Raw genomic sequence first — 25,214 nt, 5'->3', positions numbered from 1 at the left:
GGAGGTAAAGTAAAATGAAAATGATTTTAAATGGAAAAGATCTGGATTCGTCATCGGGAGCGCAACTTGAAATCAAAAATCCTTATGATGGAAGTGTAATTGATACCGTGCCGATCGCTACGGAGGAAGAGGTAGATCAAGCAGTGTCGGGAGCGGTTTCTGCTCAGAAGGAGTGGAATAAAATTCCGGTCTTTGAGCGCAGTGAGGTTATAAAAAAATTTATTACTTTGGTAGATGAGAATAAAGAAAAATTGGCACAATCACTGAGTAGAGAAATGGGAAAGCCTATTAATGAAGCAAGAGGTGAAATTCAATGTGCGAGAGATACATTTTTATCCTTTTCTGAAAAAGCGCGTCATGTTTATGGACAGATAATTCCTGCCGGTTGTGAGCCTGGAACGGATAAAACAGTTTTGTTGACTGTACGGGAGCCTTTAGGTGTTATTGCATGTATTATACCATTTAATTTTCCATGTTGGTCATTTTCAGTAAAGGTGGCACCAGCAATTATTGCCGGAAATGCTGCTATTGTTAAGCCATCTTCGGATGCTCCGTTAACAATACTAATGCTGGGTGGATTAATGAGGGAGGCAGGCTTGCCCTCAGGTGTTCTCCAGATAATAACAGGTGGAGGTTCTTCAGTAGGAGCAAGATTGTGTAGAAATAAAGATGTGCATGGGATTACGCTGACAGGTTCTACATCTGTTGGAATAGAAACTGCGAGAGCAGGAGCGGAACATCTGGCTCATGTGACACTTGAATTAGGTGGAAATGATGCATTTATCGTCTTAGAAGATGCGGATCTTGAACTGGCGGCAGAGCAGGTAATTGGGGGGCGGATGTCTAATAATGGTCAGGTCTGCTGTTCCCCAAAGAGATATCTGGTCCAGGAAAATGTTAAGGACGAATTTATAAATAAAGTTTCTGAAAAGATTGAGAAATTGAGAAGAGGAGACCCAAGAGAAGAGGACTCCCAAATTTCCTGTTTAGTCAGCATCAAAGCAGCTAAAGAAGTAGAAAATCAGGTAAATCTCACTGTCGGTCAAGGGGCTAAAATTATCAGAGGTGGGAAGAGAGAAGATGCCTACTATGAACCTACAATTTTGACAGATGTAACGAGAGAGATGGATGTTGCAAATGATATGGAAATTTTCGGTCCGGTTGTGCCGGTTATTAGTGTAAAGGATTTGGATGAGGCAATTGAGATTGCAAATCAGTCAGTATATGGATTGGGGGGATGCATTTTTACAAGAGATATGGGAAAAGCGGTTAAAGCTGCCAGAGAACTTCAAGCTGGCGGGATTATAATTAATGGTTCCAGCTATTTTAGTACAATTGAAATGGCATTTGGCGGATATAAGTATTCCGGAATAGGCAGAGAAGGTGTCAGCGTGAGCTACGATGATGTTACGCAGGTAAAAACTATTGTTTTAAAAAATATATTATAAGCGGGGTGGAAAAATGATTAATTTTAGTTTAAAAAGGCAGACGGATATCATTTTTGGAAAAGGGGCAGAGAACGAATGCGGTGTACTTCTTAAAGAATTAGGTGGAACCAGGGTGTTGCTTCACCATTCGGGAGAAGCATTTGTACTTCCTTTAATAGAAAAGGTAAAAGCTATTTTGAAGAAAGAGGGACTTGAAATCATAGAATTAGATGGTGTAGTTCCCAATCCAAGGCTTTCATTAGTATATAAAGGAATTGAAATTTGCCGAAAGGAAAAAGTAGACTGTATTTTAGCGGTTGGCGGGGGAAGTGTAATTGACAGTGCCAAGGGAATTGGAATTGGGACAGTATATGATGGAGATGTATGGGATTTTTATAATGGAAAATATCCGGACAAGTCTCTTCCAGTGGGGGTTATTTCAACATTTGCAGGTACAGGCAGCGAAACTACCCGGGCTTCCGTTATTACACGTGAAGAAGATCAACTGAAACGTTCTGCTGATGATGCTGATGTGATTAAACCCAGATTTGCTATTATGAATCCAGAGTTGACATACTCTGTTCCCAGATTTCAGACAGCCTCAGGAATCGCGGATATTATGTCTCATCTTATGGAGAATTTCTTTTCTGCCACGGAGTATGCAGATTTTTCGGACAAACTTGTAACAGCCGGATTGAAAACGATTATTAAAAATGGACCAGTTGCAATTGAGGAGCCAAATAATTATGAAGCTCGTGCTGAAGTAATGATGGTAAGTCCGTTTGCAATAAATGGAATATTAAAAGTAGGACGTCAGGGGGATTGGGCCAGTCACTTTATTGAACATGAGATGTCTGCGGAATGGGATATTGCCCATGGTGCAGGTTTAGCAGTAGTAACACCATCATGGATGCGTTATGTTTATAAGGATAATATAAAATTATTTGCCAAATTTGCTGTAAATGTTTTTAACATTGATTATGATTTTGATAATCCAGAAAAAACGGCATTACAGGGTATTGCAGCATTGGAGGATTTTTTCCATAAAATAGGTCTTGCAACTAAATTGGGCGGTTTAGGCGTTGGAGAAATTACAGAGGAGGTTCTTCGTAAAATTTCTTCTAGAATACCATACGGATCGGATGGCACGATAGGGACAATTTATCCGCTAAAAGAGGAAGACTGTTACAATATCTGTAAGGCTTGTTTATAAGAGAGTGGGATGCTGTGATGGATGAAATGGAGGGGAGTTTATGCAGATTATTATTGTGTTGGGGTGTTATCTATTACTAATGCTGGGAATTGGTATTTATGGCAAAAGGTATGCATCTAATTTCAGTGAGTATTTAACAGCCAGTAAACAATCAACAATTATAATGATTATTGGCACTGGAATCGGTGCCCATATCGGTAGTGGGTTTGTAATAGGAGGGGCAGAAAGTGCGGTAACAAGTGGGTTTGGCGGAGTATGGTATGGTGTGGGTTGTGCACTTTCTTATCTCCTTTTTGCAACAACAGTGGCGAGATTAATTCATAGGAAGGGTTATGTCACTTTGTCTGACTATTATTTGGAAAGGTACAAAGATAAAGGAACGCGCTTAATATATAGTGTTTCGACAGCATTTGCCTATCTGGGGATTTTAGGAGCACAGATTATGGCAGGAAAGGCAATTTTTGAAGGATTTGGTTATAGCGGTACAATAGGAGCAGTCATTACGACCGTTGTTGTTCTAATTTATGCATCTATGTCGGGACTTTGGGGAGCCTATATGACATCGGTTATCCAGACTTTGATCATAGGGATTGGTCTTATTGCAGCTACTGCTTTTATCTTATTAAAAGGCGGCTGGGGGATTATTACCAGTACATTGCCGGCTAGCCAGTTTGAATTGATACCATTTGATGTGTCTACTTGGCTCATGTTGTTTGTACCGGTGGCGTTGGCAAATTTTACGGATCAGGGAAATTTTCAGCGTGCTTCATCAGCAAAAACAGATGCTATCGCTGTAAAAGGACATTTGCTTGCAGGATTACTGATTCTTCCATTGGCTTGTATGCCTGTTGTTATAGGTATGTATGGGGCGGCAGCTTTTCCGGATGCGCCGGCATCTTCTATCTTTTTTAAGGTTGTTTTGGCAGAATTTCCGCCAATTCTTGGTGCCATTTTAATTGCATCCGTCTTATCGGCGGTAATGTCCACTGCTGATATGAGTTTTTTGGCCATATCTGCAACAGTGGTTCATGATATTTATGCAGGGATGATAAAAAAGGACGCAAAGGAAGCGGAACTTAAAAAGATGGCTAATATTTTAAATATTGTTGTTTGTGCTGTAGCGCTTATGATGGCATTGATGTTTACAAATATTATTTCATTACTTTCACTTACATATTCATTTATGGTAGCCGGATGTATGGTACCATTTCTTGGTGGGCTTCTGTGGAAGAGGGGAAATGCAAAAGGAGCAATAGCCAGTGCAATTGTAGGTATTGGACTTACCCTTTTGGATGCAAGTAAAATTTTACCTTTACCATATGCAAGCGTACTACCTGTACTTCCTGCTGCAATTGCTTATGTTCTTGTAAGTCTATGCACAAAAGAAACATACAAAGCAGAGGAGGCATAAATATAACAAACAGATAAATTTAAACAGAGGAGACAGATCAAAAGGGCAATAGAGATTTATCGCACACTCGCTGGAAATGTCAGTACCATATCGTTTTCCTGCATCCAAAAGCATATGGAGCGGGCCAGGTAACTGATCCGTGTTTCACATCCAAACTTCAGAGAAGAACTTACCTTCCAGGCAAAAGAACTAGGTCTAATTTAAAAGAGAAATATATAAAAAAGATACAGATTGCTTACATCCCACATGCTACAGGGTGTAAATACACTGCCGGTTTTCACTCCCCTTTCAAGAGAAAACCGGCAGGCTTTTTTAATTCATAAGAAATTACGTCCTATGAACAAAAAACGCTCCGCGAGGATACATATGCCGCTAAACCTGATACCCTGTAATAGTTTTCAGGTGGTTGTTGGAAGTATCGAAATATGATAAATTAGTTATAGAAGAATGGCCGCGGTGTGTAACCGACAACCAATACAGAACTACAGGGAGGAATTTATCATGTCATTTCAATTAAAAACGTATCAGCCCCCGGATTTTACTCTGCCCCGGTTTACGGAGGCGCCGGAAGCCAAGTTTGAGCCGGCTCCGTTTGACAGAGTCGCTCCGGACGGATATCATGCAACCACAATTTTCCCGGAGTATTTTAAGGTGGGGGGCCGCTGGCTGCTGGCTGAAGAGAGCCGGATGGACTGTGTTGCAGTCTATGAGAATGAGAAAATTTTCGTCCGCGAATTCAGGAACCTGAAACAGGGCGATATGGTATTCACGGGCAGGACGGAAAATGGAGAAGACGGGATTTATGTGTACCCGGACGGTTTCAATGAGTTTTCTGGAAACGCTGCAAACGGGGCAGACAGCCAGGAATCGTTTGCCTTCCGCCAGAGCCGTTCCAGGGAGACCGCTTTTTCCAGGGACTATGACAATATCTACGAGCTGTTGGAATATGAGAAGGAACACGGCTATGTGGCCTGGGTACTCGGCCCGGCCTGTGCGTTTGATGCCGATTCCCGGGCGGCGTTCTCAAAGCTGGTGATGAACGGCTATGTAGACGCGCTGCTGGCCGGAAATGCTCTGGCGACTCATGATCTGGAAGGAGCTTATTTGAAAACGGCGCTCGGGCAGGATATTTATACGCAGCAGAGCTACCAGGGAGGCCATTACAATCATATTGATACGATTAATAAGGTAAAATACCACGGCTCCATTCCTGCTTTTATTGAGAAAGAGGGAATTGACAACGGCATTATTTACAGCTGCGTTAAGAAGGAAGTTCCGTTTGTGCTGGTCGGCTCCATCCGCGACGACGGGCCTCTTCCCGAGGTTCACGCCAACGTTTATGAGGGCCAGGACGCCATGAGAAAATGCATCAGCAAGGCAACTACGGTCATCTGTATGGCGACCACGCTTCATTCCGTTGCAACGGGTAACATGACGCCGTCCTTCCGCGTGATGCCGGACGGAACAATTCGGCAGGTCTATTTCTATACCGTAGATATCTCGGAGTTCGCGGTGAATAAGCTGGGTGATCGAGGCAGCCTGTCGGCAAAGGGAATCGTAACCAATGTGCAGGATTTTGTTGTGAATGTGAGTAAGGGGCTGAAGCTGTAAGGGAGTTAAGGCTGTAAGAGAGTTAAGGCAGTAAAAGCGTTAAGGCAGTAAAAGAGTTAAAGCAGTAAAAGAATTAAAGCAGTAAATGCGTTAAAGCTTCTGTAGATGAAACACCCCCTGTATGGATTAAATGATCCGTACAGGGGGGGTTGACATCCGTATTCCAATACCGGTGTTTTTATATCAGTGCTGGTTATATCTTCATACCTTCCTAGTTTGGATAGAAGTTTACCACCATAAAGGTAAGGAGCGTATTTCTGCGGTTGATGTAGGTGTGCGCAATGGAGGAATCAAACACAAGGGAATCCCCCTCGTTCAGTGTATAATCTTCTGTTTCCGTGTGAAGCACCAGCTCCCCCTGGATAACATAAATATACTCCTCTGCCTTTTCGGAATGTCCGATCGAGGCATTGGACGATTCGGCGTCCAGTTCTACATAGAATAACTCGAAATTGCGGACCGGGGTGCTTGTAAAATAACAGTACACCCGGTAATGTTTCGTCTCATCGGTCTGCATCATGGAGTCGGATTTCCGGATTACGGTCGCTTTTTTCTCTATTTCTTCCATTAATCTGGTATATGGCACATTCAGGCCGTTGGCAATTTTCCAGATGGTATTGATGGTCGGATTGCTGCCTCCCTTTTCAATATCCGAAAGCATGGCCTTACTGATACCCGATATTTTTGATAACTGTCCCAGCGTCAGGTTGCGTTCGGTGCGGAGCAGCTTTAAGTTGAGTGCAATAATTTTTCCAAGATCCATGTAATACCCCTCTCTTGACTTGACAGATATAACGAACGATTGTATGATATATAAAACGATTTGTTCGCTGAATCAAACGAGTGTTCAATATTTTATAAACATATAGAACAGTATAAAAAAACTTTGATAAAAGATCAAGAAAAACAGGGAGAAATGAAGTTATGAAAATGAAAGCATTCAGAGCCGCCTTGCCTTACACAATACCAATTTGTGTGGGTTTCCTATTTATCGGAATGTCTTATGGGTTCCTGATGAGAAGCAAAGGATTTTCTTTTGTTTATCCGATGCTTATGAGTTTCTTTATCTATGCGGGCTCAATGGAGTTCGTCACCGTGAATCTGCTGCTGTCGGCGTTTAACCCGTTTTACGCGTTCTGTCTGACACTGATGGTCAACGCCCGTCATCTGTTTTATGGGATTTCCATGCTGGATAAATATAAGAATATGGGCTGGAAAAAGCCGTATCTGATTTTCGGGATGTGCGATGAAGCGTTCATGATTAACTGCACGGCAACGATGCTGCCGGGGGTAGACAGGGGATGGTTTATGTTTTTTGTAACCATGCTCAATCAAATCTACTGGGTTGCCGGGGCCACCCTGGGAGCGCTGCTGGGATATGTCATACATATTGATACAACGGGCATTGAATTTGTGATGGTTGCCCTGTTTGTTGTGATGTTCATCAACCAGTGGGAGGAGACAAAAGATCACCGTTCCGCCCTCACGGGACTCGCGTGTTCTCTGCTCTGCCTGTTGGTTTTCGGAAGCCGGAGCTTCATCATACCGGCCATGGCGCTGATTATCCTGTGTTTTACACTGGACAGAAAGAAAATAAGTAAGGAGGCGGCACAATGACTACTATTCAAAGTGTGATTACGATTTTCGTTGTCGTACTGGGGACGATGCTCACAAGATTTCTTCCATTCCTCATATTCCCGGAGGGCAAGACACCTCCGCCCTATATTGCCTACCTTGGAACGGTGCTGCCCTATGCCGTGATTGGACTGCTGGTGGTTTACAGTCTGAAAGACGCTTTTTATACGCCGTATCACGGAGCGCCCGAGGGAATAGCCGTTCTTTTTATTTACATCCTTCATAAGTGGAAAAAGAATACGCTTTTGAGCATCGGCGGAGGAACCGTTTTGTATATGGTTCTGGTGCAGACGTGTTTTCGGTGATATAATAAAGACAAATATAAATTTAAATCCGTCGGGGGATAACGCTTATGGAGATTGTTTATACGGAAGAGAAGAAATTTACCCAGGAACAGGTGCAGGAATTATTCTTGTCCGTGGGATGGATATCAGGTCAGTATCCGAGCCGGTTATATAAGGCTCTGATGAACTCCTCTACCGTAATCACGGCATGGGACGGAGACAGGCTGGCCGGTCTTGTCAGGCTGCTGGACGATGGCGAACTGCTTGCCTATCTGCATTATGTACTGGTCAATCCGCACTACCAGGGGCATGGCATTGCAGGAACGATGGTCCGGATGGTCAAGGAAAAGTACAGGGACTATCTCTACATTGAAATCATGCCGGAGGAGAGCAAAAACGCCGCTTTTTACAAAAAGTTCGGTTTTGAAGTAATGGAAGACGGAGTGTCCATGCAGATTTGTAATTTCAGTAATAAGATTTAAAATACGGATGTAATGAGTAAAGGAGGCGCCTGAATGGGTTGTGGAGTAAGTGGCTGTGCATAGCAAAGGCTATGACACACTAAAATTTAAAAATTTAACATAATCGTGGATAATAGCCTTTGCAATCCTGAAATTATAAATTAGGAGGCGCAGAGTGAGCTATCGAAATGTATACGATTTACTGCCGGAAGAGATTGTGGCGCAGATACAGGAGTACATAGACGGCCAGGCAATCTACATCCCCAAAAAAGAATCCAATAAAAAGTGCTGGGGAGAAAATACGGATACAAGACAGGTACTGGCAGCCCGCAACAACGGGATATACCGGGATTACCAAAGTGGGATGAGTACCGTGATGCTGTCGGAAAAATACTATCTGGCCGAAAAGAGCATCCGGCGGATACTTAAAAAAGAGAAAGAACAGAATATAGATTTTTGTATGACGCCTGAACCGCAGAACATAATCATTTGATAAACAAACAGGAAGTTTAACCGCCATGCCTGTGCTGGTATAATAGGATTATAAATTGATTTTATGGAGGTGGCGGAGATGGCATTTTTCAAATATGCGGATAAAAATGTTTATTATGAAGAAGCTGGTTCCGGTCAGCCGCTGTTTTTGCTGCACGGCAACAGTGTTTCGTCAAAGATGTTCGGCGGGGTGGCTGACCTGTACAAGAATGACTTTAACGTGATTCTGGTAGATTTCCTGGGGCATGGAAACTCCGACCGGCTCAAAGAATTCCCGGTGGATTTCTGGTATGATGAGGCGATGCAGATTATTGAACTGATATTACTTAAGGGGTATGAAAAGGTGAACCTGATCGGGACAAGCGGAGGGGCGCTGGCCGCCCTGAATGTGGCGTTGGAACGTGAGGATCTGGTTGACAAAGTAATTGCAGACAGTTTTGAGGGGGAAAGCGTCCTCAGCTCCTGGGCTGATACCGTCCGGGAAGAACGCGGACAGGCTAAGACCCTTGAACAAATGCGTCTGCTTTGGGAATACTGCCATGGCAGCGACTGGGAAAGTGTCGTTGACAATGATACGGACGTTATCATCAGGCATGAGAAGTCCGTAAAAAGATTCTTCCACAAAGATCTGGCGAAGTTAAACGTACCGGTTCTTCTGACGGCAAGCATGGAAGATGATGAGTTTGCGGGGAGAATGGACATAGAAAGAACATTCAGGGATATGGCGGATAAAATACCTGGTGCAAAGCTGCACCTCTTTCCTTCCGGCGGACATCCGGCCATGCTGACAAATGCGGAGGAATTTTCAGAGCTTGCAAAAGAATTCTTTGGAGTTTAGAAAAATAGGGGATCAGAACATCAAGACATCAGGCTCTTTAAAGATCAGGATTCTGGAATAGCAGGCTCTTGACATATCAGGCTCTTAGAATATCAGGATCTTAGGGAGCATTTAAAGAATGAATAAGCAGGGAAAAATTCCATGATTTTGGAGTCCTTCCCTGCTTTTTTAATTTGCATTTGCTTTTGTCTTTTTTAGAAATTCAATAAAGAACGGTCCTATTAATTAACCGGATATGCGGTTCCGTTTACAGTAATGGACTGTACCTCTGTTATCTGAATAATCCGCCCGAATTCCCCTGCAATGGCAAGTTTTCCGCTTGGATTTCTCTGTCCGTACGTTGCGACCACAAGCGGCCCTGTCATTGGGTCTTCTCCGACAACAACGCCGCCGCCACCGGTTACGGTTTCTCCGTCCCCGGAGTCAAAGGAACTTGGGGTGATCAGTTCTTCCTGAGTCCCATCCTTAAAGATGAGGCTGACAGAGGGGGTGGGAAGCCCGCCGGAGGCATTGCCTTCATTTCCAATAACCAGAATGCCCAGAGGGGATATCTGGAGTGTTTCAATGGTCAGGCTGTCGTCGATAACCTGATTGATAGTGAGTTCGGTAGCCGCCGCCGACCCCTTTATATCTGATTCCAGGGACAATCCGCCCAGATCGTCGGACAGGGAGACTTTCATGTTCCAGCCCGTGCAGTCGGTCAGAGAATCCATCTGGATATGATATAAATGCCGGCCTTTGGTTGAAAACTCCGTCAGTTCATTACAGGTAAACGACATGGCATTTTCCTGGCGGCCGGAATCAGAGGCAGAGGGCTGAAGAGTTACATCGAACAGGTCGAAAGGCTCTTTTTTTTCAACATCGCCGTCCGCCTTGCCGGATATGGTTTTCAGTGACACGATCAGGTTAAGTTTATAACCGTCCGTCAGCATGCTTTCCAGGGACATCTGGCGGGAGCTGTCGGATACGGTAATCTGGGGCGTCAAAATATCCTGCTTTGCATTGTCCACGGTATCCCCGAAGATGGAGCGGAAGTAGTCAAAACCTCCGGCCATGGCAAATGCGGTCGTTGAAAACAGGCATAGGACGGCTGCGATCAATAATATTTTCCATGATTTCTTTTTCATTGTTCCTCTTTTCCCGGCCGGTGCGGCCGTTTCCTGTTCTGTGCGGAGCTTTTGGAATACAATATCTTCAATCCGCTGTTCAGAAGGTTTTAATTCTGTCATATTTTCCACATCCAAATCTTCAATGTACTGCGGATCCAGCCGGGAACATAAATCGCTGATTTTTATCTTTTTACTCATACTGGTATCCCCTTTCTTCAAAGATCCCTTTTAACCGCTTACGGCATCGGTGCAGTTTGGTCCGGATCGTTGCCTGATTCAGGGTTAACCGTCTTCCGATGGCCTCAATACGTTCTCCCAGGAAATAGAATCGGATGAATATTTCCCGGTCCGGCTCGCCAAAATCCTCCACCGCCGAGTTAATAATCCGCGTCTGTTCACGCTGGACAGCCAGCTCATCCGGATTTTCTCCGGCATGCAGTGTTATGATGTCCTCGTCAAAGGGGAGGGGAACATCCTTTCTCTTCCGCAGTCTGCTGATTGCCGCATTGCGTGCGGCCTGCGCCAGATAAGGGCGCAGCGGCCTGTCCTCTCTCAAACCGTCCGCATGGTTCCAGACAGACAGAAACACGTCGGCAGACAGCTCCTCCACATCCTCCACCAGCAAAATGCCCTGGGAGATGTTGCAGATGATGGCGGTCACATAGTTTGTATACTGCTTCATCAGAAGACGCAGCCCTTCTTCCTCTCGGCGTTTCATTTTCTGGATGATTTCGTAATCATTCATGGCATCCTCCTTTTTAAGTATCTCACCTAACAGTACGCAGTCCGTCGGAAAAAGTTTCAGTATAATCGGGAATATTTTAAAATATGTAGAAGCATGGACCGTGACAATGGTAATGATAGGGAAAGTGCTGGAAAACTTGACAGACAAGGGAGTAGAAGCCACCCGGCGGCAGGAGCCTGAATGGGATCATTATGCGAATTTACAGCAGACTTTAATCATTAAAACAAATGGAGACAGAAACGATGATGAAGTACAATGGAAGTAGGATTAGTATTCTTTTCATTTGTCATGGCTATATGCTCCGAAGTATTCCGGCGAGGGGGATTGTAAATATAGAAAGTAGAAAAATGATGATTGACACACAAATTAGAATTAGATTATAATAAAGGTACAAAAAGGCAGTTCACTCCAGCGAGTGGCTTCCAAAACGTTAAGTTTCTATAAAATAGTCACCATTGCTTTGGAGGGCGGGTGACTATTTTTTTGTACCTATAATCATAACAACAAGTACTCCAAACGCAATCATTAAAGAAAGTGTCTCATATGTACTCATGTTATACCACCCCCCCCTTTCGGAGATGGAAGTCACCCAGCAGTAGGAACTGCCTGTACTAATTATACTAGACGGTAAAACGACTGTAAATAGAAGAATAAAAAAGTAACACTTGTTCAAAATATAATGCTGTAGTAAACTTGAACTATCAAAAATGAATGAGGAAATGGTATATGGATAAGCAATATCAGAATCACATCAAAATACTTTTCATCTGCCTCGGCAATATTTGCCGCTCTCCCCTCGCGGAATACATCTTCCGCGACATGGTAACCAATCAGGGGCGCGGCGCAGATTTTTACATTGCATCCGCCGCCACCAGCACGGAGGAGATTGGCAACCCGGTTTACCCGCCGGCCAGGCGGAAACTTCAGGAACACGGGATTTCCTGTGAGGGTAAGAGGGCTGTTCAGCTTAAAAAGAGCGATTACGACAAATATGATTATCTTTTAGGGATGGAAGAGCGCAACCTTATTAATATGAAACGGATTCTGGGCGGAGATCCGGACGGTAAGGTATTTCGGCTTCTCGATTTTTCAGACCGCCCCCGCAACATTTCGGATCCCTGGTACACCGGTGATTTTGACACGGCGTATGAGGATATCAGAGAGGGATGTGAGGCATTTCTGGATTTTTTGAATGAAAGAAAAGGGCGATAATAAACGAAGTCCTGTAAAAAGTACATATGGCAGGAAAAATACAGGAGATTCATGAAGGCAGTGAATCTCCTGTATTTGGCCTTTCCGCCATCAATTATGAGGCTTATAAAAGCTCGTTTTCATACGGTTTTCACGCACCGGCGGCTGGATTCCGGCGTTTCTTCCTGCTTTGATCGACTTTAATATCCAGGCCATATTGTCGGCTACAACCCGCATGGTCTGCAAACCTTCCAGAGCTTCTTTCACCTCGTCCGGATGGTCACCGTGCACGCTGTTCCAGTACTGGGAGGAGATAACCGGCATCGATGAAATGAAAAAATACTTATTAATCTGATCAAACGCAGTGCTGACGCCGTCCCGCTGGACATCGCAGCTTCGTTAGGCACCCCAATCCCATCCAACATCCCGATCCTGTCATAGATAACCAATCCGCCGTATAGAAATACAGATTCTCAATACAAATCTATATGATATTTCTTCATTTTCCTCCACAAAGTGGCAGTGCTGATATTCAATTCTGCGGCTGTTTTTCCCCTGTTACCGCTGTTATTGCGGAGGCATTCCTCGATTCGTTTCTGCTCGGAATCCTGAATTGTCTGGCTCAGTACAGAAGTGTTTCCCTTTTCCTCCGTGAGTTCCGGTTCTGCTTTCCCATAGTTTACAAAAAAGTTCCTTTTCCCGGGTATCATCCCATTCAAATCCTCCGGCAGTATTTCAGACGTTTCTGTCAGGGTGACTATCCGTTCCAGAAGGTTGAAAAGCTGACGGACATTGCCCGGATAGTCTCCTTCACTGAGGAGCTTTATGGCTTTTTCAGTGAAATGGATCTGCGCCTTTGTTTTCTTTAAATAGGAGCGGATTAACAGGGGGATATCCTCCCGCCTTTCCCGGAGCGGGGGCAGGTGGAGTTCCAGAACATTTAACCGGTACAGCAGATCCTCACGGAATCCGCCCGTATGGACCAGTTCCGACAGATCTTTATTGGTGGCGCTTATGATGCGGATATCCACAGGGATGATTCTGTCGTCGCCGAGACGGCAGACTTCCTTTTCCTGCAGGACGCGCAGAAGCTTTGCCTGTACGCTCAAATCCATTTCTCCAATTTCATCCAGAAAAACGGTTCCCTTATGGGCCATTTCGAAGATTCCCATTTTCCCCTCTCTGTTTGCTCCGGTAAATGCCCCTTTTACATAGCCGAACAATTCACTTTCCAACAGTGACTGTGGCAGGGCGGCGCAGTTGATGGCCACAAATGGTTCCTGTGCCCGGGAACTCTGGTTGTGTATGCTCTGGGCAAATATTTCCTTGCCGGTGCCTGTCTCACCGGTAATCAGGACCGCGCTGCCCGAGCGGGCATATTTTTCGGCAAGACGGATTGTGCTTTTAATTGCCATGCTTTTCCCTACTATATGATAAAATGTGTTCTTTGCCTGATATCCTTTCCGGTTCCTGTTTAGCCGGAGCTGTATTTCCGCAGACTGGATGCTGTTTTCACTGGATACGATAACTACGATGCTCCTGATCTTTCTGTTGACGATCACGGGAAGATATTCCGCCATATAATTATCGGATTCATACGTGATAATCCGTTCCTGCCTGGTCGTGCAGGTTTCCGCTTCGTCTGGAAAAAGCAGTTTCCGAACCTGCTCTGTGTCTGCCGAATGAAACAGCAGCCGGGCTTTTTCATTGGAGAACAGCAGCCGGCCCGCGGCGTCGTAATTCAGCACGGCGCTGGATATACGGTTGACGGTTGCGGATATGACGCTGAGATATTCGTCTTTGTGATCCATGGCCGTCAGGATATTAAGGGCGCTGTCGATTGCCAGTGAGACGTTTTCCGGTTCCACCATAAGGGGGATGCTTTTCAGGTTCAGCAGCCCCGAGGCCTGCTTTACGGAAAAGCCGCCTATCAGGGCTTTTACACCCGGACGTAGTTCACGGGAAACATCGCGCTCCGTGGTTGCCGGAGAGTCGGGACAGATGATTTGGATGTCCTGGCCGGAGATGGCTTTGTATTTGTTCATGATTTGAAATGCCTTGTCAAACCCGACTAAGGCAACTTCCCGGGGAGAGCAGCCGGTGGCCTTGACGGAGTGATATATTTCTTCATAAAGGTAAGGCACATCGATGACCGGAACCGTGATGTTTTTCTGGAGCAGGCTCGTGTTTCTTCCGCGTGAAATAAAAATGCGGCTGCCGGCTCTTACCAGTTCTTCTGCATACTTGAGAGTCCGGCTGCCGGTTGCTTCTACGAGACAGACGTGATTGGACAGGGCGCGTTCTTCAATAAGTGCTGCGGCCACAGATGCAAAGGCCTCGGAAGGAGCAAATATAACAATGTCTTTTGCTGGATCCATATGATATCCTTTCTGAATAAACGGTTACAGTTCACAGTTGATATTCCGCATTCTTTCACAGATGAAATATCTGCGTGAAATATTTATTTCAAAATTGAAATGCGATATATATCAGTATAAAAGCTGGCCGTACCGGAGTAAATTAAGAATCCGTTAAGAGTTGGAGCTGCTTTTTTACACCGCACGACTTCTGTCTGTTACGATTCACAGCCCTGCAAAAACCGCAGATCGGTAAAAAACAACACGTTTTGCGATGCACAGAAACGGTAAACAGCACCGTTTCGCGCCGTACAACTCGGGATTTTCCCGGGTAAAATGCGGATATGGAACCGGACAGGAAAAAGTTGGCACGTTCTTTGCTTATTATATAGTCATGAAAAATGTAAAGGCCTTACATAGTGAAAGAAAAATGCAGTGAAAGAAACAGGAGGAAAGAGATATGAGCTATAAGATATTGCTTCCGCAGCCGATTTTGGAATCCGGCAGGGAATACCTGCTGGGACGGGGGTATGAACTGGTGGACGGCAGCGGCTTTGAGGAGGATGACATGATCCGTGATATAAAGGGCTGTGACGCAATGATCGTCAGGACGGCTAAAATCACAAAACGGGTGATTGAAGCGGCGGACCGGCTGAAAGTGATTGCAAGACATGGAGCAGGGTTTGACGGAGTGGACTTAGATGCGGCCGCAGAAAAAAAGATTATGGTTTTATATGCCCCCCGTTCTAACAGTGAATCGGTGGCAGAACTGGCAATTTTCTATATGCTTTACTGCTCCAGAAACTTTAAACTCGTTCAGAAACTGTATAAGGACGATTACCGTTTTGCTAAGTTTAATGTGGAAAAGCATGAGCTGAACGGAAAAGTCCTCGGACTGGTGGGCGTCGGAAATATAGGCGGCCTGGTGGCCAGAAAGGCGGCGCTGGGATTTGATATGAAGGTTTTGGCCTATGATCCCTATGCGGCCTGTCTGCCTGATTACATAACGCCAGCGGCCTGCCGGGAGGAGATATTTGCAAAGTCGGACTATGTTTCCCTCCATGTGCCGGCAACTCCGGATACGGTGAACAGTGTCGGGGAAAAAGAGCTGGCCATGATGAAAAACACCGCTTTTCTCATTAATACGTCCCGGGGAACCATCGTGGACGAGGAAGCCCTCATCCGGGCGCTGCAGGAGAAACAGATTGCCGGAGCCGCCCTGGATGTGCTGCGCCAGGAGCCGATTGATCCGGCAAATCCGCTTCTTAATATGGACAATGTGCTGACGGCGCCTCACATAGGGGCTGCAACCAGGGAAGCGTCTTCGCGTTCCTCCCTGACCTGCGCCGTGGGTATAGATGACTTCCTTTCCGGCAGACGCCCCGAGTTTCCGGTGCCTCCGATGAAGAAAATGCTGGATGAGATGGGATTGTCATGAATTAGAAAAAATGGAAAAGGAGAATGATTATGAGTGTAGGAAACAGAGTATTTTTAAAAAGGAATCTTCCTGATGTAAAGATAGTGGAGGAATTTAAAAATCTTCCGGCGGCCAATGTGGCGGATACAATGGGACGTTCCTGTGCCCTGAGTTCGGAAATCAGGCTGATTGGTTCGCCAAAACAGCCGATCATGGCCGGGGCCGCCCTGACGGTAAAGGCCAGGCCGGGAGACAACCTGATGCTCCACAAGGCGCTTGATATGGCCGGCGAGGGCGATGTAATCGTAGTGTCTAATGACGGAGACAGAACCCATTCCCTGATGGGGGAAATCATGGCGGTATATGCGCAGCATACAAGAAAGATTGCCGGCCTTGTGCTGGACGGTCCGATTCGTGACAGGGAGGAACTGTCGCAAATGGATCTGTTCCTTTATGCCACGGGTTCAACGCCTGGAGGGCCGTATAAGGAAGGACCGGGAGAGGTGAATGTGCCTGTTTCGATTGGAAATATTGCGGTGATGCCCGGGGACATTATTCTGGGAGATCGGGATGGAGTCATTGTAATCCCGAGAAAAGACGCGCCGGAAATCCTGGAGGCCGCAAAAAAATATGCAGCCCTTGACGCCGGTAAGGTAGAAGCTGCGAAAAACGGAACCTCCAAACGTCAATGGGTGGAGGAGACACTTGTGAAAAAACAGGTGGAAATCATAGACGATATTTACAGGGCAGATTAAAGAGGACTTTGAAATTACAGAATAAAAGGGGAAGGGGATCAATATGATAGGACCAGGATTAGCAGCGATGCTTGTATTTATTCTACTTATATTAATCTGGAGCGTATTTATAAAACGGAACATAGGAGAGATAGCCTTTATCGGAATGATCGTGGTTTCTCTGTTTGGAGGGAGCAGGGCGGGGGAACTGCTGATTGGAGGCATCAAATATGCATTAAGCTATGAGGTGCTGTTTGCCTCTCTGGCTTTTGTATTTATGTCGTTCCTTCTTCAGAATACGGGCGTACTTCAGGGGATGCTGAAGATTTTTAACCGCCTGTTCAGAAAAATGAAGGGAGGGCCGGCCTACGTCAATACGGCAATATCCGCTTTTCTGGGCATGCTTTCGGGAGGAAACACCCCGAACGCCGCCACTTCGGGAGCTTTTACGGCCCAGTGGCTCTTATCGACGGGATGGAAACGGGAGCAGGCGGCAACTCTGATAGCCGCCAATGGAGGACTGGGAGCGGGATTTCCGCCCAGCTCGTCCCTGTTTATCGTACTGGCATTTCCCACGGTGGCCGGGGCTGTGTCGGAGGGCCAGCTCTATATTGCTTTATTTTTGACGGGCATTTATCAGGTTATCTGGAGGGTGGTTTATATCCATTTCGTGATTAAAAAGAACGGAATTGTACTTCCCGATGTTGTTACCAATGAGTCATGGGGCTCCGTGCTCAGGACAGCCGGAAAAAACCTGTTTTTATTCCTGGGAGCCATTATTCCGGTCATGCTCAATATGGGACCGTTATCCGATCTGATTGCCGGACGTTCCGAAATCTGGAAAGCGGCTGTGGACAGCATTAATATTCTGGTCTGGATCCCGATCCTGATGATAGCAATTATCCTGGCTCTCGGTTTTAAAGACATCCGCGGAAAATTCCATTCCGGAGAGCAGTTTGTCGAAGAGCTGATACCGCATTTTTCCAGTACGGGCGGTCTCCTGATCTTTGTATTTGCAGCCAGCAATATAATCAGTAAGCTTGGACTTTCAGAGGACATCGTACAGATTTTAAATTCCATGAGCCTTTCAAAGGTTGCGACTGTTATTATTATTTTGATTCTGGTTGCGGTTGTTGCAGGACCGCTCTCCTCAACGGCTACGCTTACGTCAATCGGTGTCATTTCCCATGCGATTCTCGTATCGGTGGGAATTAATCCTCTGGCCGCGGCCACGGCAATTCTTGTAGTGGCTTCCACGGAAGGTGCCTCACCGCCGGCTTCCGGAGCGCTGTTTGTTGCCTGCGGCCTGACGGAATGCGATCCGCCGAAAATATTTATGCCGCTTATCAAATGGTTTGTTCTGCCGATTACGGGTATCGCGGTTCTCGTATGTCTCGGCATTCTGCCATTGCCGTATTAAGGAGGGCTTATGAAAAAAATATATCATTATTTAATATTAGCGGGTTTCCTGATTTTCTTTCTGGGAGGATCTATTTATGTGGCAGGGCAGATTGTGTGCCTGATAATCGGACAGCCGGAGCTTATGATTTCACTGGAGGGAATTACAAAAGTGATTTTTCCTGCGGCGTCCATAAGCGGACTGCTCTGTTTCCTGAACCAGTACCTGTTTACAAAAAAGAAGTGAGGCAGTGTGGCGCGGCCGCCGCTTTGCCAGTAAGAAGCCGAAAATAAAAACGTTATGAAATCGTAAGTAATTTATCGATAAAACAAGTTGACAGCTGTATATATACTGTGTATAATAATCATACACAGTATATATACAGCTGCTTTTGTTGTAAAGGCAAGGACACAACAGAAACAGTACGCACTGCAGGAGAAATGAAATATGAATATAATCATCAGTAATTCGAGTGACAGGCCGATTTACGAGCAGATTGTAAGCCAGATTAAGAATGCGATCATCTCAGGAGAACTGGAAGCCGGGGCCCCGCTTCCGTCGCTCCGGTATCTGGCCAGGGAATTGAGGGTCAGCCTCATTTCCACAAAACGCGCATATGAGGAACTGGAGAAAGAAGGATTCATTGAATCGGTCCAGGGAAAAGGAAGCTTTGTCACAGGAAAGAACAAGGAATTAATGAAAGAAGAGCAGTTTAAAAAGATTGAAGAATGTCTTCAGAATGCCGTGGACATGGCGAGAGTTGCCCACATTCCATATGAGGAGCTGAAGGATGTGCTGGCCGCCCTTTATGAAGACTGGGACAGAACCTGAGACAAGCACGGCCGCCGCAGGCCAGGGCGTAACAGGAGGATTTAAGAGGTGATGAATATGGATGAAAAGACTAATAACATTCTGGAAATAGAGGGCCTGACGAAACACTACAGTGACTTTACCCTCCGCGATATTAATCTGGAACTGCCATACGGTTGTATCATGGGCCTGATGGGAGAGAACGGAGCGGGCAAGAGCACGACGATTAAGGCGGTATTGAATCTAATCCACAGGGATGGTGGAACGATACGCCTCTTTGGAGAAGAACTGCATGAAGGAAATTCAAGGCTCAGAGAGGATTTAGGGATTGTTATGGAGGGGCTCAGCCTGCCCGACGTATTTAAAGCGGCAGAGATTGACCGGATGATGAGAGGAATTTACAAAAATTGGGACAGCGGATGCTTTTTCCGTTATCTGGAGCAGTTCGACATAAATAAAAAGAAGAAGATTAAAGAATATTCCAAGGGAATGAAGATGAAGCTGGCTCTGACAATTGCTCTTTCCCACGGTGCGAAACTGCTGATTCTCGACGAACCGACCAGCGGCCTGGATCCGGTCGTGAGGGAAGAAGTACTCGATATTCTGAGGGAATTTGTCATGGATGAGGAGCATTCCGTCCTGATTTCTTCCCATATCATCAGTGATATTGAGAAGACGGCGGACTATGCCGCATTTATCCACGCCGGGCGGCTCATGCTCTGCGAGGAGAAAGACCGTCTGCTGGAGAAATACAGGATTTTAAAGGGCAGCCGCAGCAGTATCATGGAGATGGAGGACGAAGGATATGTTACCGTTTCCGGAATCCGTGAAAACAGTTTTGGCGCGGAAGCGCTTGTAAAGGTAAACAGAATATTCCGGGTAAAAGACGGGATGGCAATGGAGTCCGCTTCTCTGGAAGAGATTATGCTTTTCCTGGTGAAGTCCGAAAAGTAGCAGAGCTGCGGAAAAGAACGGAAGGGAGGAAGAACCGTGAAAGGTTTATTATATAAGGAAATCTGCATGTTCAGGCCTCAGCTTAAGAGCTGGGCGATGGTGCTGGTGATATTTGCGGTATATGGCGTAATATTTCGCAATGTTTCCATGATTCTGATGATGACTTCGATGCTTGGACTTATGGCATGCTTCAATTCATTCAGCTACGATAAACAATTCCACTGCAATGAATATCTGGCGGCCATGCCGGTGAGCAGGAAAGAGATGGTGTGGTCCAAATACATTTTTATGCTCGGGCTGGACCTGATTCTATCCATCATATCACTGATTTTTACGGCCGGATATGCCTTCATTGCAAAGGAGCCTGTTATTGAAATATTAGCAGGGGTTGGCGCCGTACTGGTCGTGACGGTTTTCATGCAGGCAATCCTGATGCCGATGGTTTATATCATGGGCATCGAGAAGGCCCGCTATGTGAATATCGTAATCTGGATGCTTCCATGGGTTCTGGTGATGCTGTTTAAAGACAGGTTACCGAAAATTGAGGAATGGCAGATTATCATGGTACTCAAAATTATGCCGTTCATAGCCGCTGTGTTTATGGTAGCCTCGGTCTGTATTTCCGTATCGTCGTTTCGGAAAAAAGATCTGTAAACGCCCAGGTGATCGAATATAGAGTATATGAAACGGCTTAGATTAAGACATAAGGTGAAATTAAAAAAATAAAATGGAGTGATATAGGCGCCTGCGGCATTGCGTGAGAAAAGTCTCATACAATGTGCTGCAGGCGCCTTTTACCGGCAGGCGTAAGAGGACGCGGTACGTACCGCTATGGCGGGTTGTTTATGAAAGAATATTCAGCATTCCGGTAATAAGCAGCGCATTGATAAAGTCAATAAACAGACTGCCCACCATCGGTATAGTGAAAAAGGCAAGTGGAGACGCGCCGTACTTTTTGGTTACAGCCTGCATGTTGGCCATTGCGTTGGAGGTTGCTCCCATTGCAAAACCGATAAATCCGGCCGTCATGACTGCGGCATCGTAATCCCGGCCCATAACCTTGAATACAACAAAGTATGAGAATATGAACATAACGACCACCTGGACCGCCAGGGTCACTATCATTGGAAGGGCGAGGTCGATGAGCAGCCATAACTGCAGTCCGGCCAGTGCCATCGCGAGGAACAGGTTCAGGGACATGTTGCCGATCACATCAACTTCTTCCATTGGGAATTCGTGGTAGATGGCATCCACAATGTTCCTTGTGACTGCTGCTACAATCATAGCTCCGATGTATCCCGGGAATGTGAGACCGGTGACAGCCGTAAGCTGTGCTCCCACAAAGTTTCCGATACCAAGGGCAAACATCAGCAGCATGAACGCGCGTACAAACCTGGGACTGGTGGATGATACCGTATCGTCCTCCACTTCGGAGACGGATGCGTCGGTGCTGCTGGGGCATTCCAGGTGGTATTTTTTAATACATCTGCGTGCCGTCGGGCCGCCCATAATGGAACCGGCTACCAGGCCGAAGGTGGCGGAAGCAAGGCCGGCGACAGATGCGCCGGTAATGCCCATGCCATCCATCAGTTCTCCGTACGATGCGGCTGTGCCGGGACCGCCGATCATTGCAATCGAACCCACGCACAGGCCGAGACGTGGATCTGCGCCCAGCGCTCCGACGAGTCCTGTTCCGACCACATTTTGAATCACCGTCATGACTGTTCCAAGGATGAGCATCAGTAAAACAGCTTTACCACCCTTTTTAAGAAGCGGGATGCTTACCGAGAAACCAACCGTGGTGAAAAACATATTCATAAATACGGTTTGCAGGGTGGAATCAAAGGTAATATAGGCTACACCGGTTGCATACATGATCGTGTTAAACAATGAGAAACAGACGCCGCCCACCAGCGGAGCAGGAATACAATACTTGTTGAAAACAGATACTTTCCGGCACAGCAGATTTCCGAGCCAGAATAATGCGGCCGCGAGCGCCACGGCATGATACATGTTTAAACTGATTTCGATCATAGATTTTTCCTCCCTTTGATATGAAACTTTTATTTGTAATTTGTATTTTATATTTTTTTGCGTAAAAATCAATAGAAAATATACACTTTTAACAAATATTTAATGGATTTACATTTAAATATTGTGCAATATATACATTGATTTGCGCGAAAAATTACTTGAAACTACAGATATAAACTCAAAGCATCAACACGTAGAGAATGCTTGTCCCATTTAGCGTAAAAGTATGATTATTCAGATAATATACTGAAAATCTAAGAGTTTTTTTAAGTACTTGACATTGATGAGAAAATAGAATATTATACTCATATGAACAATCGTTCAGATGTTTATGTATAGAGCCGGAGCAGGAATGTTGACTGTGGGCTTATGATTCGATAGGGTAATAAATTGAGTAATTACATGGCTCCCGGAGTGCGGGACGAATATGGAAAGGAGGTTCTGACATTTGGCGGTACATGACGTAGAGTGCTGTGATTTCTACCAGATTCACGAGGATGTGGTGAAAGCAGTGAAAGAGAAAATGCCGGATGACGATGATTTGTATGATCTGGCGGAGATATTTAAAGTATTTGGGGATTCAACCAGAATCAGAATACTGTATGTGCTGTTTGAGGCGGAGATGTGTGTATGCGATATTGCCCAGCTCCTGAATATGACCCAGTCGGCCATTTCCCATCAATTGCGGATTCTGAAGCAGTCTAAACTGGTGAAGAACAGAAGAGAAGGCAAAGCCGTATTTTATTCCCTGGCGGACAGCCACGTGAGAAGCATTATCAACCAGGGTTATGAGCATATAAAAGAATGATATAAGAATCAATGAAAGAAATATAATCAAAAGTTTTTAAACATTATTAAACACAATAAAACGAAAATGAACCGATGGAGGAATAGTAAGATGAAAAAGAAATTCAAGTTAACCGATCTGGACTGTGCAAACTGTGCGGCAAAGATGGAGGATGCCATCAGAAAAATCGAGGGTGTGGCGGATGCCAATGTCAGCTTTATGACACAGAAGATGACCATAGACGCCGAAGAGAGCCGTTTCGATGAAATTATGAAAGAAGTAGTTGCGGTCTGCAAAAAAGTGGAGCCGGACTGCATTATTAATATGTAATAACGGCAGAATTTACAGCGGGAGGCGACATGAATAAAAAACAGAAAACAATGCTCGGCAGAATCATCGCGGCATTTATCTTTTACATTCTTGCCATAGTCGGTGAACATTCCGGCGCACTGGAACGTTTTCCGGGAATGTGGCCAAAACTCTTTATTTTCCTGGTGCCTTATCTGATTATCGGATGGGATATCATATACAAGGCGGCAAGAGGAATTGTCAATGGCCAGGTATTTGATGAAAACTTTCTGATGACAATCGCCACATTTGGCGCGTTTGGAGTCAGGGAGTATTCAGAGGCCGTCGCCGTTATGTTGTTCTACCAGGTGGGAGAACTGTTTCAGAATTATGCGGTCAACCGTTCCCGACAGTCAATCAGCGCTATGATGGATATCTGTCCCGAGTATGCCAATGTTGAGGAGGACGGTCAGCTTAAGCAGGTTGATCCCGATGATGTGGCGGTCGGCGATATCATTGTAATCAAGGCGGGGGAGAGAATCCCCCTGGACGGCGTGGTAATAAGCGGAGAGTCCATGATCGACACTTCCGCCCTGACCGGAGAATCGGTTCCCAGGGCGGCTCGGGAAGGCACGGAAGTGATCAGCGGCTGTGTCAATGGAGGCGGACTGTTGAAGGTGGAGGTGACGAAAGAGTTTGAGGACTCCACGGTTGCCCGGATCCTGGAACTGGTGGAGAACGCCAGCAGCAAAAAGGCGAAGGTGGAAAATTTTATCACGCGTTTTGCAAGATATTATACGCCGGTGGTTGTCATTGCGGCAGTTCTTCTGGCCGTCATACCTCCGTTAGTACTGGGCCAGGGATTTGGCAGCTGGATCGAGAGAGCCTGCATTTTCCTTGTTATTTCCTGCCCCTGCGCCCTTGTGATTTCCGTTCCGTTAAGCTTTTTCGGCGGTATCGGCGCGGCGTCTAAAAAGGGTGTCCTGGTAAAAGGAAGCAATTTCCTGGAAGCGCTGGCTGAGATGGATACGATTGTATTCGACAAGACGGGAACGTTGACAAAAGGCGAATTCAAGGTGACGAAGCTGCATCCGGTTGGAATAAGTGATGAAGAGCTTCTGGAGCTTGCCGCTCTGGCGGAGAATTACTCCAACCATCCGATCGCGGGATCCCTCAAAGAGGCATATGCAAAGGAAATCGATGTAAACCGTCTGGGGGAGACCGAGGAAATTTCTGGTCACGGCGTCAAGACGGTGATTGACGGCAGACCTGTACTGGCCGGCAACGGAAAACTGATGGAACAGGCCGGAATCGACTATGAAACATGTGCGGATGCAGGCACGGTTATCTACGTGGCAAGAGACGGTAAGTTTGCCGGAAGTGTGCTGATATCCGATACAATCAAGAAAGAGACCTTTGAGGCAATACGCTCCCTGAAATCGGTAGGCGTCCGCAGGACCATTATGCTGACCGGCGACAGGAAAGAAGTGGGAGAGGCCGTGGCCAGGGAAATCGGGCTTGATGGCGTCTATACGGAGCTGCTTCCGGCCGATAAAGTGGAGAAGGTGGAAACACTTTTAAAATCCATGAGTGAAGGACGGAAACTGGCATTTGTAGGCGACGGAATCAACGATGCCCCGGTGCTGACGAGAGCGGATATTGGAATTGCAATGGGCAGCATGGGTTCAGATGCGGCGATTGAGGCTGCGGATGTCGTTCTGATGGACGATAACCCGGCAAAGATTGCATCCGTTGTAAAAATTGCCAGAAAGACACTGAAAATAGTAAAGCAGAATATCGTATTTGCCCTCGCTGTCAAGGCGCTGGTCCTGATACTGGGAGCGGCGGGAATGGCCAACATGTGGGAAGCGGTATTTGCCGATGTGGGCGTTTCCGTCATTGCCATCTTAAATGCAATGAGGGCGCTGAAGACCGAAGATTAAGAGCATAGGATTAAGAGCATAAGAGCATAAGATCAATGAGGAGAGGCGTCCGGGAATGAATCCCGGGCGCCTCT

At 46.0% G+C, this 25,214-nt stretch carries 26 protein-coding genes and 1 pseudogene; 20 read left to right on the top strand and 7 right to left on the bottom strand.

Annotated elements, in window-relative coordinates; translation table 11 throughout:
* Positions 1-14: 14 nt before the first annotated feature.
* The 4 genes from V3C10_20940 (at position 15) to V3C10_20925 (ending at position 5,662) form a co-directional block, all read left to right on the top strand.
* Positions 15-1,448: an aldehyde dehydrogenase family protein gene (locus V3C10_20940; GenBank protein ID WVP61741.1), complete on the top strand. Its 1,434-nt coding sequence runs from the start codon at positions 15-17 to the stop codon at positions 1,446-1,448.
* Positions 1,449-1,461: 13 nt separating this feature from the next.
* The gene (locus V3C10_20935; GenBank protein ID WVP61740.1) at positions 1,462-2,640 is read left to right on the top strand and encodes an iron-containing alcohol dehydrogenase; all 1,179 of its coding nucleotides are present in this window, start codon (positions 1,462-1,464) and stop codon (positions 2,638-2,640) included.
* Between the two features lie 40 nt (positions 2,641-2,680).
* A complete protein-coding gene (locus tag V3C10_20930) occupies positions 2,681-4,051 on the top strand; it encodes a sodium:solute symporter family protein (protein ID WVP61739.1) in 1,371 nt (456 codons plus the stop codon).
* A gap of 501 nt (positions 4,052-4,552) precedes the next feature.
* Positions 4,553-5,662, top strand: a complete 1,110-nt coding sequence (locus tag V3C10_20925) for a hypothetical protein (GenBank protein ID WVP61738.1) — start codon at positions 4,553-4,555, stop codon at positions 5,660-5,662.
* Positions 5,663-5,873: 211 nt separating this feature from the next.
* Here the strand turns inward: V3C10_20925 and V3C10_20920 are convergent, their stop codons facing one another.
* Entirely contained in the window at positions 5,874-6,425 is a 552-nt protein-coding gene (locus V3C10_20920; GenBank protein ID WVP61737.1) for an XRE family transcriptional regulator, read from the bottom strand.
* Between the two features lie 167 nt (positions 6,426-6,592).
* Here V3C10_20920 and V3C10_20915 point away from each other — a divergent pair, with 167 nt between their 5' ends.
* The 5 genes from V3C10_20915 (at position 6,593) to V3C10_20895 (ending at position 9,372) form a co-directional block, all read left to right on the top strand.
* On the top strand, positions 6,593-7,279 hold the full coding sequence (locus V3C10_20915; protein WVP64678.1) for an AzlC family ABC transporter permease: 687 nt from the start codon (positions 6,593-6,595) through the stop codon (positions 7,277-7,279).
* Positions 7,276-7,602 (top strand): AzlD domain-containing protein, encoded by a 327-nt coding sequence (locus V3C10_20910; GenBank protein ID WVP61736.1) that lies wholly within the window; start codon positions 7,276-7,278, stop codon positions 7,600-7,602. The genes V3C10_20915 and V3C10_20910 overlap by 4 nt, the downstream gene beginning before the upstream one ends.
* Before the next feature lie 47 nt (positions 7,603-7,649).
* A complete protein-coding gene (locus tag V3C10_20905) occupies positions 7,650-8,063 on the top strand; it encodes a GNAT family N-acetyltransferase (protein ID WVP61735.1) in 414 nt (137 codons plus the stop codon).
* 154 nt (positions 8,064-8,217) lie between these two features.
* Positions 8,218-8,535, top strand: a complete 318-nt coding sequence (locus tag V3C10_20900) for a CD3324 family protein (protein ID WVP61734.1) — start codon at positions 8,218-8,220, stop codon at positions 8,533-8,535.
* A 78-nt stretch (positions 8,536-8,613) separates the two neighbouring features.
* On the top strand, positions 8,614-9,372 hold the full coding sequence (locus V3C10_20895) for an alpha/beta hydrolase (protein WVP61733.1): 759 nt from the start codon (positions 8,614-8,616) through the stop codon (positions 9,370-9,372).
* A gap of 221 nt (positions 9,373-9,593) precedes the next feature.
* Here V3C10_20895 and V3C10_20890 read toward each other — a convergent pair whose 3' ends face one another.
* From V3C10_20890 to V3C10_20880, 3 genes are all read right to left on the bottom strand, one after another.
* Positions 9,594-10,679, bottom strand: a complete 1,086-nt coding sequence (locus V3C10_20890) for a DUF4179 domain-containing protein (protein ID WVP61732.1) — start codon at positions 10,677-10,679, stop codon at positions 9,594-9,596.
* On the bottom strand, positions 10,672-11,226 hold the full coding sequence (locus V3C10_20885; GenBank protein ID WVP61731.1) for a sigma-70 family RNA polymerase sigma factor: 555 nt from the start codon (positions 11,224-11,226) through the stop codon (positions 10,672-10,674). Before V3C10_20885 ends, V3C10_20890 begins: the two co-directional genes overlap by 8 nt.
* A 475-nt stretch (positions 11,227-11,701) precedes the next feature.
* Complete coding sequence (locus tag V3C10_20880; protein WVP64677.1) at positions 11,702-11,779, bottom strand: putative holin-like toxin; 78 nt, start codon at positions 11,777-11,779, stop codon at positions 11,702-11,704.
* Positions 11,780-11,952: 173 nt separating this feature from the next.
* Here V3C10_20880 and V3C10_20875 point away from each other — a divergent pair, with 173 nt between their 5' ends.
* Positions 11,953-12,438 (top strand): low molecular weight protein-tyrosine-phosphatase, encoded by a 486-nt coding sequence (locus V3C10_20875; GenBank protein WVP61730.1) that lies wholly within the window; start codon positions 11,953-11,955, stop codon positions 12,436-12,438.
* 90 nt (positions 12,439-12,528) lie between these two features.
* Here V3C10_20875 and V3C10_20870 read toward each other — a convergent pair.
* Together V3C10_20870 and V3C10_20865 are read right to left on the bottom strand one after the other, a co-directional pair.
* Positions 12,529-12,813, bottom strand: a pseudogene (locus tag V3C10_20870) (flavodoxin family protein).
* Positions 12,814-12,890: 77 nt separating this feature from the next.
* Positions 12,891-14,795, bottom strand: coding sequence for a sigma 54-interacting transcriptional regulator (locus tag V3C10_20865; protein ID WVP61729.1), 1,905 nt, complete (start codon positions 14,793-14,795; stop codon positions 12,891-12,893).
* Between the two features lie 439 nt (positions 14,796-15,234).
* Between V3C10_20865 and V3C10_20860 the strand changes: the two genes are divergently transcribed.
* From V3C10_20860 to V3C10_20830, 7 genes are all read left to right on the top strand, one after another.
* Positions 15,235-16,212, top strand: a complete 978-nt coding sequence (locus V3C10_20860; protein ID WVP61728.1) for a hydroxyacid dehydrogenase — start codon at positions 15,235-15,237, stop codon at positions 16,210-16,212.
* A gap of 29 nt (positions 16,213-16,241) precedes the next feature.
* Positions 16,242-16,946, top strand: coding sequence for an RraA family protein (locus V3C10_20855; protein ID WVP61727.1), 705 nt, complete (start codon positions 16,242-16,244; stop codon positions 16,944-16,946).
* Between the two features lie 43 nt (positions 16,947-16,989).
* On the top strand, positions 16,990-18,345 hold the full coding sequence (locus V3C10_20850; protein WVP61726.1) for a TRAP transporter large permease subunit: 1,356 nt from the start codon (positions 16,990-16,992) through the stop codon (positions 18,343-18,345).
* A gap of 9 nt (positions 18,346-18,354) precedes the next feature.
* Entirely contained in the window at positions 18,355-18,570 is a 216-nt protein-coding gene (locus V3C10_20845; GenBank protein WVP61725.1) for a hypothetical protein, read from the top strand.
* A 201-nt stretch (positions 18,571-18,771) separates the two neighbouring features.
* Entirely contained in the window at positions 18,772-19,155 is a 384-nt protein-coding gene (locus V3C10_20840) for a GntR family transcriptional regulator (protein ID WVP61724.1), read from the top strand.
* A 51-nt stretch (positions 19,156-19,206) separates the two neighbouring features.
* The gene (locus V3C10_20835) at positions 19,207-20,088 is read left to right on the top strand and encodes an ABC transporter ATP-binding protein (protein WVP64676.1); all 882 of its coding nucleotides are present in this window, start codon (positions 19,207-19,209) and stop codon (positions 20,086-20,088) included.
* Between the two features lie 36 nt (positions 20,089-20,124).
* Entirely contained in the window at positions 20,125-20,742 is a 618-nt protein-coding gene (locus tag V3C10_20830) for an ABC-2 transporter permease (protein WVP61723.1), read from the top strand.
* Positions 20,743-20,931: 189 nt separating this feature from the next.
* On the opposite strand, the gene gltS is transcribed toward V3C10_20830, so the two are convergent.
* Complete coding sequence (gltS, locus tag V3C10_20825) at positions 20,932-22,122, bottom strand: sodium/glutamate symporter (protein ID WVP61722.1); 1,191 nt, start codon at positions 22,120-22,122, stop codon at positions 20,932-20,934.
* A gap of 448 nt (positions 22,123-22,570) precedes the next feature.
* Here gltS and V3C10_20820 point away from each other — a divergent pair, with 448 nt between their 5' ends.
* From V3C10_20820 to V3C10_20810, 3 genes are all read left to right on the top strand, one after another.
* Positions 22,571-22,930 (top strand): metalloregulator ArsR/SmtB family transcription factor, encoded by a 360-nt coding sequence (locus V3C10_20820; protein ID WVP61721.1) that lies wholly within the window; start codon positions 22,571-22,573, stop codon positions 22,928-22,930.
* A gap of 90 nt (positions 22,931-23,020) precedes the next feature.
* Complete coding sequence (locus tag V3C10_20815) at positions 23,021-23,239, top strand: cation transporter (GenBank protein ID WVP61720.1); 219 nt, start codon at positions 23,021-23,023, stop codon at positions 23,237-23,239.
* Between the two features lie 29 nt (positions 23,240-23,268).
* Complete coding sequence (locus tag V3C10_20810) at positions 23,269-25,140, top strand: heavy metal translocating P-type ATPase (protein ID WVP61719.1); 1,872 nt, start codon at positions 23,269-23,271, stop codon at positions 25,138-25,140.
* The last annotated feature ends 74 nt before the right edge of the window (positions 25,141-25,214 follow it).

Origin of the sequence: [Clostridium] symbiosum, assembly GCA_036419695.1 — a bacterium.
Classification (GTDB): Bacteria; Bacillota; Clostridia; order Lachnospirales; family Lachnospiraceae; genus Otoolea; species Otoolea symbiosa_A.
Note: the sequence above shows the minus strand (reverse complement) of the source record. Positions and strands in the feature narration are given on the sequence as shown.

What these genes read in the sequence shown, in the direction of transcription:
- V3C10_20940 (WVP61741.1), top strand. Translation starts at nt 15, where the DNA reads ATGAAAATGATTTTAAATGGAAAAGATCTGGATTCGTCATCGGGAGCG.
- V3C10_20935 (WVP61740.1), top strand. Translation starts at nt 1,462, where the DNA reads ATGATTAATTTTAGTTTAAAAAGGCAGACGGATATCATTTTTGGAAAA.
- V3C10_20930 (WVP61739.1), top strand. Translation starts at nt 2,681, where the DNA reads ATGCAGATTATTATTGTGTTGGGGTGTTATCTATTACTAATGCTGGGA.
- V3C10_20925 (WVP61738.1), top strand. Translation starts at nt 4,553, where the DNA reads ATGTCATTTCAATTAAAAACGTATCAGCCCCCGGATTTTACTCTGCCC.
- V3C10_20920 (WVP61737.1), bottom strand. Translation starts at nt 6,425, where the DNA reads ATGGATCTTGGAAAAATTATTGCACTCAACTTAAAGCTGCTCCGCACC.
- V3C10_20915 (WVP64678.1), top strand. Translation starts at nt 6,593, where the DNA reads ATGAAAGCATTCAGAGCCGCCTTGCCTTACACAATACCAATTTGTGTG.
- V3C10_20910 (WVP61736.1), top strand. Translation starts at nt 7,276, where the DNA reads ATGACTACTATTCAAAGTGTGATTACGATTTTCGTTGTCGTACTGGGG.
- V3C10_20905 (WVP61735.1), top strand. Translation starts at nt 7,650, where the DNA reads ATGGAGATTGTTTATACGGAAGAGAAGAAATTTACCCAGGAACAGGTG.
- V3C10_20895 (WVP61733.1), top strand. Translation starts at nt 8,614, where the DNA reads ATGGCATTTTTCAAATATGCGGATAAAAATGTTTATTATGAAGAAGCT.
- V3C10_20890 (WVP61732.1), bottom strand. Translation starts at nt 10,679, where the DNA reads ATGAGTAAAAAGATAAAAATCAGCGATTTATGTTCCCGGCTGGATCCG.
- V3C10_20885 (WVP61731.1), bottom strand. Translation starts at nt 11,226, where the DNA reads ATGAATGATTACGAAATCATCCAGAAAATGAAACGCCGAGAGGAAGAA.
- V3C10_20880 (WVP64677.1), bottom strand. Translation starts at nt 11,779, where the DNA reads ATGAGTACATATGAGACACTTTCTTTAATGATTGCGTTTGGAGTACTT.
- V3C10_20875 (WVP61730.1), top strand. Translation starts at nt 11,953, where the DNA reads ATGGATAAGCAATATCAGAATCACATCAAAATACTTTTCATCTGCCTC.
- V3C10_20865 (WVP61729.1), bottom strand. Translation starts at nt 14,795, where the DNA reads ATGGATCCAGCAAAAGACATTGTTATATTTGCTCCTTCCGAGGCCTTT.
- V3C10_20860 (WVP61728.1), top strand. Translation starts at nt 15,235, where the DNA reads ATGAGCTATAAGATATTGCTTCCGCAGCCGATTTTGGAATCCGGCAGG.
- V3C10_20855 (WVP61727.1), top strand. Translation starts at nt 16,242, where the DNA reads ATGAGTGTAGGAAACAGAGTATTTTTAAAAAGGAATCTTCCTGATGTA.
- V3C10_20850 (WVP61726.1), top strand. Translation starts at nt 16,990, where the DNA reads ATGATAGGACCAGGATTAGCAGCGATGCTTGTATTTATTCTACTTATA.
- V3C10_20845 (WVP61725.1), top strand. Translation starts at nt 18,355, where the DNA reads ATGAAAAAAATATATCATTATTTAATATTAGCGGGTTTCCTGATTTTC.
- V3C10_20840 (WVP61724.1), top strand. Translation starts at nt 18,772, where the DNA reads ATGAATATAATCATCAGTAATTCGAGTGACAGGCCGATTTACGAGCAG.
- V3C10_20835 (WVP64676.1), top strand. Translation starts at nt 19,207, where the DNA reads ATGAATATGGATGAAAAGACTAATAACATTCTGGAAATAGAGGGCCTG.
- gltS (WVP61722.1), bottom strand. Translation starts at nt 22,122, where the DNA reads ATGATCGAAATCAGTTTAAACATGTATCATGCCGTGGCGCTCGCGGCC.
- V3C10_20815 (WVP61720.1), top strand. Translation starts at nt 23,021, where the DNA reads ATGAAAAAGAAATTCAAGTTAACCGATCTGGACTGTGCAAACTGTGCG.
- V3C10_20810 (WVP61719.1), top strand. Translation starts at nt 23,269, where the DNA reads ATGAATAAAAAACAGAAAACAATGCTCGGCAGAATCATCGCGGCATTT.